This window comes from Deltaproteobacteria bacterium (assembly GCA_011773515.1).
Lineage (GTDB): Bacteria > Desulfobacterota > Deferrimicrobia > J040 > J040 > WVXK01.
On the sequence record WVXK01000062.1, the window covers coordinates 220,367 to 229,635 of the forward strand.

At 52.7% G+C, this 9,269-nt stretch carries 9 protein-coding genes and 1 tRNA gene; 6 read left to right on the plus strand and 4 right to left on the minus strand.

The features are described from left to right. The first annotated feature begins 48 nt into the window (after positions 1-48). Positions 49-963, plus strand: coding sequence for a hypothetical protein (locus GTN70_07845; protein NIO16897.1), 915 nt, complete (start codon positions 49-51; stop codon positions 961-963). On the opposite strand, the gene GTN70_07850 is transcribed toward GTN70_07845, so the two are convergent. The 3 genes from GTN70_07850 to GTN70_07860 form a co-directional block, all read right to left on the minus strand. Beyond that, positions 877-1,593, minus strand: coding sequence for a response regulator (locus tag GTN70_07850; GenBank protein NIO16898.1), 717 nt, complete (start codon positions 1,591-1,593; stop codon positions 877-879). The two genes, GTN70_07845 and GTN70_07850, sit on opposite strands and share 87 nt — an antisense overlap. A 139-nt stretch (positions 1,594-1,732) precedes the next feature. After that, a complete protein-coding gene (ychF, locus tag GTN70_07855) occupies positions 1,733-2,779 on the minus strand; it encodes a redox-regulated ATPase YchF (protein ID NIO16899.1) in 1,047 nt (348 codons plus the stop codon). Between the two features lie 29 nt (positions 2,780-2,808). Further along, the gene (locus GTN70_07860) at positions 2,809-3,636 is read right to left on the minus strand and encodes a hypothetical protein (GenBank protein ID NIO16900.1); all 828 of its coding nucleotides are present in this window, start codon (positions 3,634-3,636) and stop codon (positions 2,809-2,811) included. A gap of 116 nt (positions 3,637-3,752) precedes the next feature. Between GTN70_07860 and GTN70_07865 the strand changes: the two genes are divergently transcribed. The 3 genes from GTN70_07865 (at position 3,753) to GTN70_07875 (ending at position 6,701) form a co-directional block, all read left to right on the plus strand. Next, entirely contained in the window at positions 3,753-4,901 is a 1,149-nt protein-coding gene (locus GTN70_07865; GenBank protein NIO16901.1) for a hypothetical protein, read from the plus strand. A 125-nt stretch (positions 4,902-5,026) separates the two neighbouring features. Then, positions 5,027-5,728, plus strand: coding sequence for a hypothetical protein (locus tag GTN70_07870; protein ID NIO16902.1), 702 nt, complete (start codon positions 5,027-5,029; stop codon positions 5,726-5,728). A gap of 115 nt (positions 5,729-5,843) precedes the next feature. Next, complete coding sequence (locus GTN70_07875; GenBank protein NIO16903.1) at positions 5,844-6,701, plus strand: hypothetical protein; 858 nt, start codon at positions 5,844-5,846, stop codon at positions 6,699-6,701. A gap of 236 nt (positions 6,702-6,937) precedes the next feature. On the opposite strand, the gene GTN70_07880 is transcribed toward GTN70_07875, so the two are convergent. Further along, positions 6,938-8,368 carry a hypothetical protein gene (locus GTN70_07880; protein ID NIO16904.1) on the minus strand — a complete coding sequence of 477 codons (1,431 nt, stop codon included), beginning with the start codon at positions 8,366-8,368 and terminating at the stop codon, positions 6,938-6,940. 75 nt (positions 8,369-8,443) lie between these two features. On the opposite strand from GTN70_07880, the gene GTN70_07885 reads away from it, so the two are divergent. After that, positions 8,444-8,531: transfer RNA gene (locus GTN70_07885), tRNA-Leu, on the plus strand. A 424-nt stretch (positions 8,532-8,955) separates the two neighbouring features. Continuing rightward, positions 8,956-9,269: hypothetical protein (locus tag GTN70_07890; protein ID NIO16905.1), on the plus strand; the 314-nt coding region annotated here is incomplete at its 3' end.

Here is a 9,269-nt window from a genome sequence, read left to right on the forward strand (position 1 = left end):
ACATGATGCCGGCCAAACCCACCCAGGGGAGGAGGGAGAAAAGGAGAGTTGCAAACCCATCTCGGAGCTATTTTCCCAAAAATCGTGGCGGTGGTGGTACCCGTTTTCTCGGTTATCGGGGGAGGCTATCTCTTCGCCAGATGGAGGAAGAGCCGGGATCTTCATTTCGTCACCGATTTCATAACCTACGTGGCCGCCCCGCTCCTCGTGTTCTACTCTCTCACCGACAGGACCCTTCCTTTTGAAAATTTTTCCCTTATCTTTGGCAGCTCCCTGTTTATCGCCATCCTGGGCTCTGCCCTCTCCTTTTTCTCCTCGAAGAAGATAGCAGGCGGCTCTCCAGCGGCAACCCTCACCATGGCATTCATGAACTCGGGGAATATGGGCCTGCCGGTCTGCTACTTTGCCTTCGGCAGGGATGGTCTTGCCGTCGCCACCATCTTCTTCGTCACCATGTCGATAGTCCACTACACGTTGGGCACAGCCCTGGCGAGCGGAAGGGGAAAAGTCGGAGATGCGCTGCTTTTGCCGCTTGCCCCTGCAGCTATCCTCGGCATCGCCATCAACCGGCTGAACATTACCCTCCCGGTCCTGATAGAGCGACCCGTAAAGCTGCTTGCCGACTCGGCGATACCCCTCATGCTCTTTTCTCTTGGAGTCCGCCTCTGGAACATCGAGAAGACTGACCTGAAGCTCTCCTACACCCTGGCCACCATGCGTCTTTCGATCGGCATCCTGTCCGGCTTCTGCGCAATTATGCTGTTTGGTCTCAGCGGCACCTCTGCCTTCGCCGTTCTCCTCCAGGCGAGCATGCCACCGGCTGTTTTCAATTTCATCCTCTGTGAAAAATTCAACAAAAATCCGGGGCTTGCCGCATCAACGATACTTGCGGGGACGCTCATGTCCCTCGCAACCATTCCACTGCTCCTTTCCCTGATCTACCTGTACTTCCCGATACGGTAGATCACTGGGGAAGAGAGATGCGGGGGGGGGAAGCTCCAGGCGGGGATGGATATCAATAAATACCCTGACAAGGTCAGGGTCAAACTGGGAGCCGCTGCAATTGCTTTTCTCCGCAAGAGCCCTTTCCGGCAAAAGAGCGCTCCGGTATGCCCTGCTCGAGGTCGTTGCATCGCAGGTATCGGCGATGGCGAGCACTCTTGCTTCCAGGGGAATCGTCCCTCCCCTCAGGCCGGAAGGATATCCCTTCCCGTCATACCTTTCATGATGATGCATTATGATGGGGAACACGTTTTTCAGGGATTCGATGGTGTGCATGAGGATCCTGAAATTTACCGGTTTGAAAATATAATCCGAGGCGCCCAGTTTCATCGCATCGACAGCAGTTTCAATGTCACCCTTGCCGGACATGATCACCGTGGCGAGGTTACGGTTTTCCCTGGCCTTTCCGAGGAGCTGGGGACCGTTCAGGGCAGGCATGTTCAGATCGGTCAGAAGGAGATCGAAGGTGCCGGAACTGAGCATCGTAAGAGCCCTCTCACCGTTTTCCGCCTCCTCCACCGTATATCCCTCGATTCTTAGCCTCTCGCTTACAAGCTCCCTTATCACCTTCTCGTCATCTGCGACGAGAATTCAAAAAGCGGAGGGATCGATATCGAGTCCCGCGTGGCCCTTTGCGTCCTTTCGACCAAACGTTCCCTGTGGCAATTTTCTGAAAGCGAGCACATTCTCTCCTTTCAGGCTTTCGTAAACTCTCAAAAAATTTCGGAAGTTATACGTTGAACCTTACCGTGACGATATCGCCATCCTCCACGATATAGTCCTTCCCCTCGACCCGAACCCTGCCGGCTGCCTTTGCCCGGGCCATATCGTTAAACTGAACGAATTCCTTAAAAGGTATCACCTCGGCCCTGATGAATCCACGCTCCATATCGCTGTGGATCCTGCCCGCGGCCTCACGCGCAGAAGCCCCCCTCACAATACTCCATGACCTCACTTCGTTGGGGTTTACCGTCAGGAAGGTTATCAGGTTGAGAAGGCGGTAGGCGCTTTTTACGATGCCGTGCCCCATGACCCCCTCGATACCGACTTCACGCATGAACATCTCCCTGTCATCGGGATCCAGGCACATAATCTCCTCCTCGAGCTTCGCGCAGACAAGGACGGCGTCGACTCCACGCCTCTCTATTTTTTCCACTTCTCTTTTCAAAGATTCATTCTCCAGGTCATCTTCGCCCGCGTTGACAACGGCTATGATTGGAATTTCACTCAATAAACTGAAGCCCGAGACCATCTTTTTTTCATCCTCCCTGAGTTCCATATCCCTCACTGGCCTGCCCGATTCGAGGTTTGCGGCAAGGTCCTGCATGAGCTCCCGTTCGCGGCTTTTTTTGCCCTCTTTCAGGAGGCGCTCGAGCCTCTTCTGGATCACCAGGTAATCTGCAAGACATAGGTCCGTTTCTATCTCACGACAAGATTCGAGGACACCTTCAGAAGGGGATAGCTCATCGGGGGTCTTGGAGAGAAAAAGAGGTATGAGGAGAAGCAAAACATCACAACCGCGAAGGGAAGAAACGTTCTGGCCGTCTATCAGGGACTCGCTTCCCGGTTGGATCTCCAGGAGCGTCACTGTCTGGTAAACTTTTTTTTTGGGTTTGCATATTTTCTCGAGATAGTCGACCCGCTCATCGGGAACGCTTACCACGAAAGGGCTCTTTCTCGCCCTCGTGTCGTCCATCTCATAGCCGAACCCGGCAACGAGGGCACCAAGGAGCGTGCTCTTCCCCGACAGGGGTCCACCGAAAATCCCGATCTTCACCCAGCCCCCCGACGTTTCGCCATGGAAATCTATTCGCTTACATCTATGCCCTGGAAGAGGTCGCTTTCGGGAAACGATGGCGTTTCAACACCCGCCACGTCAGCCAGGATGTAATACTCCCTCTTCGTAAACTCCCGGTAATTGGGCCTCGAGAGGATCCTCTCGATATCCTTGATCTGGGTCTTGTGGCAGTGAAAAGCCTTGATCTTTTTGTCCACGTAATCCGAGGTATCGATAACCGTGGTGATATCCTCCATGGGGACCCCGCTCAGGTCGATGTTGCGCTCCTTCAAAAATCTCTCCGGAATCTCGAAATGGTAGAGCTTCCTCGCCTGCCAGGGAGGAAGGTTCCCATTCTGGCGGTGTTCCGGGCAATAATCGCTCTCTGCCGATTTCCTGAAGCAAAGCCGCGATACTTCCGACATCATGATATGATCCGGGTGGCCCGAAACTCCGGTGGGCCCGAAGCTTATGATAACATGAGGCCTGTACTTCCTTACTGCATATACGGCCCTCTCGATGATCGATGCCACGGGGGTTTCCTCCAGCTTTCCATCTATGAAACCCATAAAGAATATCTCCTTGATGCCCAGTGTCCTGGCAGCACACGCAAGTTCCAGGGCCCTGACCTCCCCCACGTTGTCCCGGGTGGCAACGGGAGGGTCACCGAGCATTCCCGCTTCCCCCTTTGTAGCCGTGGCGAGAAACATCTCATACCCGAGATCAGCGTACTTTGCGATGGTCCCTCCCGGCCCGAATGTCTCATCGTCAGGGTGTGCGAGCATACACAGAACTCTCCCCCCGGGGGTTTTTATCCTCCCCGCCGAATTAATGCCGGAATTTCTAAAATAGTTCATTTTGTTTACCTCTTCGTATTATATTCGCAATCAGAGAAGGCATGAAGATAAATATAGATGTACCTGCATCCGATAACTCCTATACTGGTTAGATGACGGATCGGGCAAAAAGGGTCATGAAAAAAACAGCCTTAATACTCAGCGGCGGGGGGATAACCGGGGGCATCTACGAGCTCGGGGCCATGTCGGCATTCAACGATATCATCACGGGCGGAAAGAGACCCACGGATTTTGACATCTTCATCGGCATATCGGCCGGCTCAATCCTTGCCGCGATGCTCGCAAACGGCATAACGCCAAAACTCATGTACCGTTCCATCCTGGGCCCGAAGACGAGCCCTTTTTTCATGAAACAGGAGGATATCTATTCATTCCCCCTCCGTGAATATCTCAGTGGTTTCGGCAAGTTTCTTTTCTCATTCCCCCAGATATTTCGTTCCATGAAGCGTGACCAGAGAAAGGTAAACGCCGTGAGTTTTCTGTCGGCACTCGAATCGTGCTTGCCCCCGGGGGTCTTCTCGAACAAAAACCTGGAATCGTATATGGAGAGGATCCTGACCCTCCCCGGAAATACCAGCGATTTCAGCAATCTGGAAAAGGAGCTCTACATAGTGGCTGTCGAGCTCGACAGGGGGGAGCGCTGGGTCTTCGGCGAGGAAGGAAAGAAGAAAATCCCCATTCCGGCTGCGATCCGCGCCTCCACGGCCATTCCGGGGTACTTCTCACCCGTTGAGATCAACGGCCACTTCTTCATCGACGGCGCTGCGGAAAGATCGGGCCATATCGACATCGCGATCAACCGCGGTGCTGACCTCATCGTTATCATCAACCCCGTGGTCCCCGTTTACAATGACAAGACAGTCGTCTCGATTCCCACCTTCACCGGTTGCTGCAGATCAATAGCGGAATCGGGGATTTCAAATGTTACGGAACAGTCATTTAGAATCAACAGCAGGGTCAAGCTCGACCTGGGACTCTCCCTCCTTGCCAGGGCACACCCCGACGTGGACATCATCCTCATAGAGCCGGGACAGCTTGAATCTGCCCTCTTCCTCTACGGAAGCATGAACTATTCCGAGAGGATACAGATTCTCAACTACGGGTACAACTCCGCATCGGTATTTTTCCTGGAGCATTTCGACAAACTCGCGCCCTGTTTCAGCAAACATGGCTTCGAGGTTTCCCTTGACAGCCTGAAGATGGACAAGTTTCTCTACTACGCCACAAAAATGAAAACGAGAAAAAGGTTTTCACTCAACTTGTAATATGCCCAAATTTTGTGCATATTGAATAAAGTATCCCCTCAGTGCTATTTTTGAGCGGGAATGCACAGCTTTATTCACAGAATTTTCCACACATTCTGTGGAATCATCACCGGGGGGGGGGAGAAATGAACGGCAGGACAAGCTTCCTGAAATTCCTCGAGGTGCTCGTCAATGAAGACGAGAGAACGAGGGTTTTCAAGGAATATATCGAACATAAAACAGATTACTCAGTCTACATTGAAAAAATCGGAATCCCCGGGATATCTGACTCCTTTGAGTTTCACAACGTCAAGCTGACCTCCCCCGATAAAAAAGTCAGAATCAACTCGGAAATAATCAAGTTGAATTCAACCCAGCTGTCATCCCTTCTCGCAGCCGGCAAAATGATACTGAATTCGACAAGCGATATCCCCGTGGAGGTCGTGGAAGGTTACGGGGTATTCATATCCGTCGGGCCCGAAGACAAACCCACCCTCGAGATCTTCTCGCGGAGAGCGCTATTTCGCGGTATCGAGTTCAAGATAAAATATGATAGCACCACCAAGGAGCCGGAATTTACCGGAACGCTTTCCTCAACAGACATGGACGCTGAAATTTCCCTCAACTACGGGGGCATCGAGATACCAACCGCTGCGGGCACCGCAGACCTGACATTCAACCTGAAAACACTCACGGGGAAGGCAGACATACGCATTTCCGGAAAAAAGGAGACCAAAAACGCGGAGGACAGGAAACCCAAGAAAGAGAAGAAGAAGGAAAACGTTACCCTCGAAGATCTTTCTCTCAATCTGAGTTTCGATTTTACCCTCTTCCCCTATTCCCTTTAGAGCGGCCTGACATCATAATAGAGCGAAGGAATATTTTGCGCTTGCGGCTTTATTATTTTGACACCGGAAAAATAATGGGGTACAAATCTTGTAAACAAACCCGCACAGTTCAGAGATGAAAAGGATTTCGACACTCATTCTTTTTGCGGCCTTGCTTTTCCTGGGCATTTCCAGGCAGCCCTTCGCTGCCGATCAGGAGGAGATATCCATCCTCGTGGACGGGCTGCCGCTTGATGCCAGGGGGCTCAAAGTAAACAGGGAGCCCTACGTGCCGGCATGGATCCTGGAAAACTACGGTAACACGAGGATCATGTGGAAACCGGGAGACTCCATACTCGAGATCAATACCTTCGAACCGGAAAGTGCCATTTCCAAGATGGAAGGAACCATGCGCATAAGAATCGGATTTTACTCAAAGGAAGAAGGGTTCATCGCCGGGAAGAACACACCGGTGCACATACTCAACATCAACCCTGCCAGTCTCGAGTTTGAAAGCGGAGCCAGCCTTCACCAGAGGGCGCACCAGTCCACCATTTCCCGCCTTCAAATTGCAGATGAAAAGGTCCTGAAATATCTGGACCTCTCACCCCCGGAGCGATACCACCATGAAGGACTGGAAATAATCTCCCAGATGGAAAGGAACTCTATCCTCGGCCTCGACAGTATCATCGCGCGGTATGAAAGCCTCTACGGGGAATTTTACTACGACCTTCTTTCGACGCTCGTGTTCGAAAAGGAAAAAGAGATCAGCGAGTCACCGACCATATCTGTCGAGCTGAAGGAATTATCAATCACAAAGGTGGATACAGATGATGCGGGACACGGGTCTATAACGCTGCGAAACGGGACTCACTTCGTGTTCTGCAGGATGCACCACAAGGGGAAACTCATCATCTGGAACCTCCCCGTGACGATAACGGGCAGCGACATATCTCTCGAACTCACCAACAGGAACGTAACCTTCGTGAAATAACCATACTTTTGTTATCTCTGCCATTTTTTGTTCTCCCTGTCCGTGCGGCGAAACATCCCCGAGGAGGAAACACCGAGCATCAGAAGCTTCAACGGTGGACCTGAAACTGTTAACTTCCTTCATCGTAACGCGGAAAACTCAGAGTTCAATGAGAGCATTGAAGCAGATACGAAACCCTGAAGCTTTCGACTTTCGGGTTTCAAAGCATGATCTGGAAACGGTGAACTCTCTTCGTCTTACTTCATCACCCTCTGCCTGGCAAAGTGATACAATCTCAACCATTCAGCATAATAAGCTTCTGCATCGACGGGGCCCTTTCCCTTCACAGGATGGAAATTGCCCTTTCTGGCCGGGACCATCTCACCTGCGGCGAGGAACCGCCCGGAAAGAGCGGCACCGATCCCGGTCATTTCCGGTATCCTGGGCTGGTACACGCGCTTCCCGAGCAGATCTTTGAGAAAACTCGACACGCCGTCTATCGAGGTGATGCCCCCGGATACCACATACTCCCCTGCATCCCATCCACCACGGGCCATCGCCTCGTCTATCAAACGAAAGTAACAGAGGGAGCCGAGAAGGGAGGAAGCGAGGATTTTCTTCCTGTGGGCACCGCTACCTATCCCCGATACCGCCGCATGGAAAGGCGGGTCCCAGAGTGGCGCGCCGGTACCCCTTCCCCCGAACACCACGGCGGGGTAAACACCCCTTTTGATCTCCTTTTCCCTGAACCGTGTTCCCATCAGCTCTTCAAAGAAACCGAGGGTATCGGAAACGGCGTTGACGGTTCCCTCGAGTAGATAAAAGGATTTCCCGCCGATGCTGTGGCTCAGGGTTACGATCAGGCCGCCTGGCATTTTCGGTAATTCCCCGACTGGAACGAGGAGAAACCCCCCCGTCCCGAGGTTTATGAGCCCCCTCCCCGTTCTCCAACCCGTCGAACCGCATAAGGCCGCCTGCTGGTCCCCCGTCGAGGAGAGGATGGGGATGCTCGACCCTTTCACCGAAATGTGGCCGAAATCGCTCACCGTATCTTTGATCTCGGGGAGCCTGACATTGCCGGGAACGGAAAAGCAGCGCAGAAGCTCCTCAGAATAGTCCAGGCCGTGTATATCGAAAAGAAGTGTCCGCTGGGCATTTGCCGGGTCCGTCGCGAAAACCTTCCCTCCCGTCAGGGCAAATATCAGGAAGGTGTTCACCGTCCCGAAGCGCACGGTTCCGCGACCAGGCGGGGCATGCTGTTCAAGTTTCAGGGCACTGTAATAGGGCGTGAGGGGCAGGCCCGATATCTGCCTTATTTTTTCCTCCCGAGAGAGCAACGCAGGGATTCTCTCTGCACCCGAGGTATCTCTCCAGGATATTATGGGGGTAAGGGGTTGCGCGCTCTCGTCGAAAAAGAGAAAGGAGCTGCGCTGCGTGGCGATGCCCGCGCCGCGGACGGTTATATCACCCTTGCGTGCAAAGGAAACCGCCTCGGATATGGCAGACCTGACGGACCGAAGGAGCGCCTTCGGGTCCTGGTGGACCGCGCTTCCCGAAACCTTCGTCTTTACCATCTTTCGCGAGGAAAAAAGCAGCTCTCCTTTTGCGGAAACCAGGAGAGCCTTCGTGGCCGTGCTGCCCTGGTCGATCCCCAGGTATGCAACTTTTTTCCCCGGCGTCTTCTCCATTCATAAGGATTATACAACTTGAAAATGTACACGAAAAATATTACGATGAAATCCTCACGATCTTTTACACATAACGCCGAAGTGGTGGAATTTGGTAGACACGCCATCTTGAGGGGGTGGTGGGCTAAAACCCGTGCGGGTTCGAATCCCGCCTTCGGCACCAGAAAAACAATTCAAGCCGGCTGTCGCCGGCTTTTTTGTTGCCTCATAAGGGAAGATACACCCCGAAAACATAACCGCAGGGTGCAGCAGGTGAGCAAGGCATCACATGCTTGCCCTGCGGTCTTTTTGCTGCATGAGAAGGGAACAAATGGCACTCACAACAGCGGTATCGCCTGTCCTGTTCGGCAGGATTGTTGACAAAACACCAATATACTGGTAGGAAGTATAATGAGTACCTTCCAACTCCAAGCAGAGATAATGAGCCGGGAAACTTGAGCAGGCGCACGTAAAACCGGCCTGTTTTTATCTGCAGAACGAAACGGTATTTACCTGTCCAATAGCAGAATCGCCTTTGCTGAGAAACTGCTTTTAAGGAGAACAAGGCCTTTACTATTCACCGTTGACGGAAGTGCCACAGGGGACACATGAAGAAAAGGATCCCGATTCTTCTGTCTTTCGTGTTCATATTTTCCTGTATCTTGCACAATGAAGCCGCAGCAAGACGGGGGTTTTTCGATAACTTTCTCGCCCTGAAACCCGGGCTCTACTCACCCCGGGACAGCGCTCTGGACGGTCTCGACGAGGACTTTGCCGGCACGGTGGCTTTCGGGGAGCACACGTCGAAGACCTTCGCCTGGGGCGTCGAACTGACCCACGCAGCCGCCTCTTTCGATGGAAAGTTCGTTGAAGATGAATTAACCTTCAACGCCGCCAAGCTTTTCCTCACATGGGTAAAACC

Coding starts and splice junctions, on each gene's coding strand:
- GTN70_07860 (NIO16900.1), bottom strand. CDS start 3,636: ATGAACTATTTTAGAAATTCCGGCATTAATTCGGCGGGGAGGATAAAA.
- GTN70_07865 (NIO16901.1), top strand. CDS start 3,753: ATGAAAAAAACAGCCTTAATACTCAGCGGCGGGGGGATAACCGGGGGC.
- GTN70_07870 (NIO16902.1), top strand. CDS start 5,027: ATGAACGGCAGGACAAGCTTCCTGAAATTCCTCGAGGTGCTCGTCAAT.
- GTN70_07875 (NIO16903.1), top strand. CDS start 5,844: ATGAAAAGGATTTCGACACTCATTCTTTTTGCGGCCTTGCTTTTCCTG.
- GTN70_07880 (NIO16904.1), bottom strand. CDS start 8,368: ATGGAGAAGACGCCGGGGAAAAAAGTTGCATACCTGGGGATCGACCAG.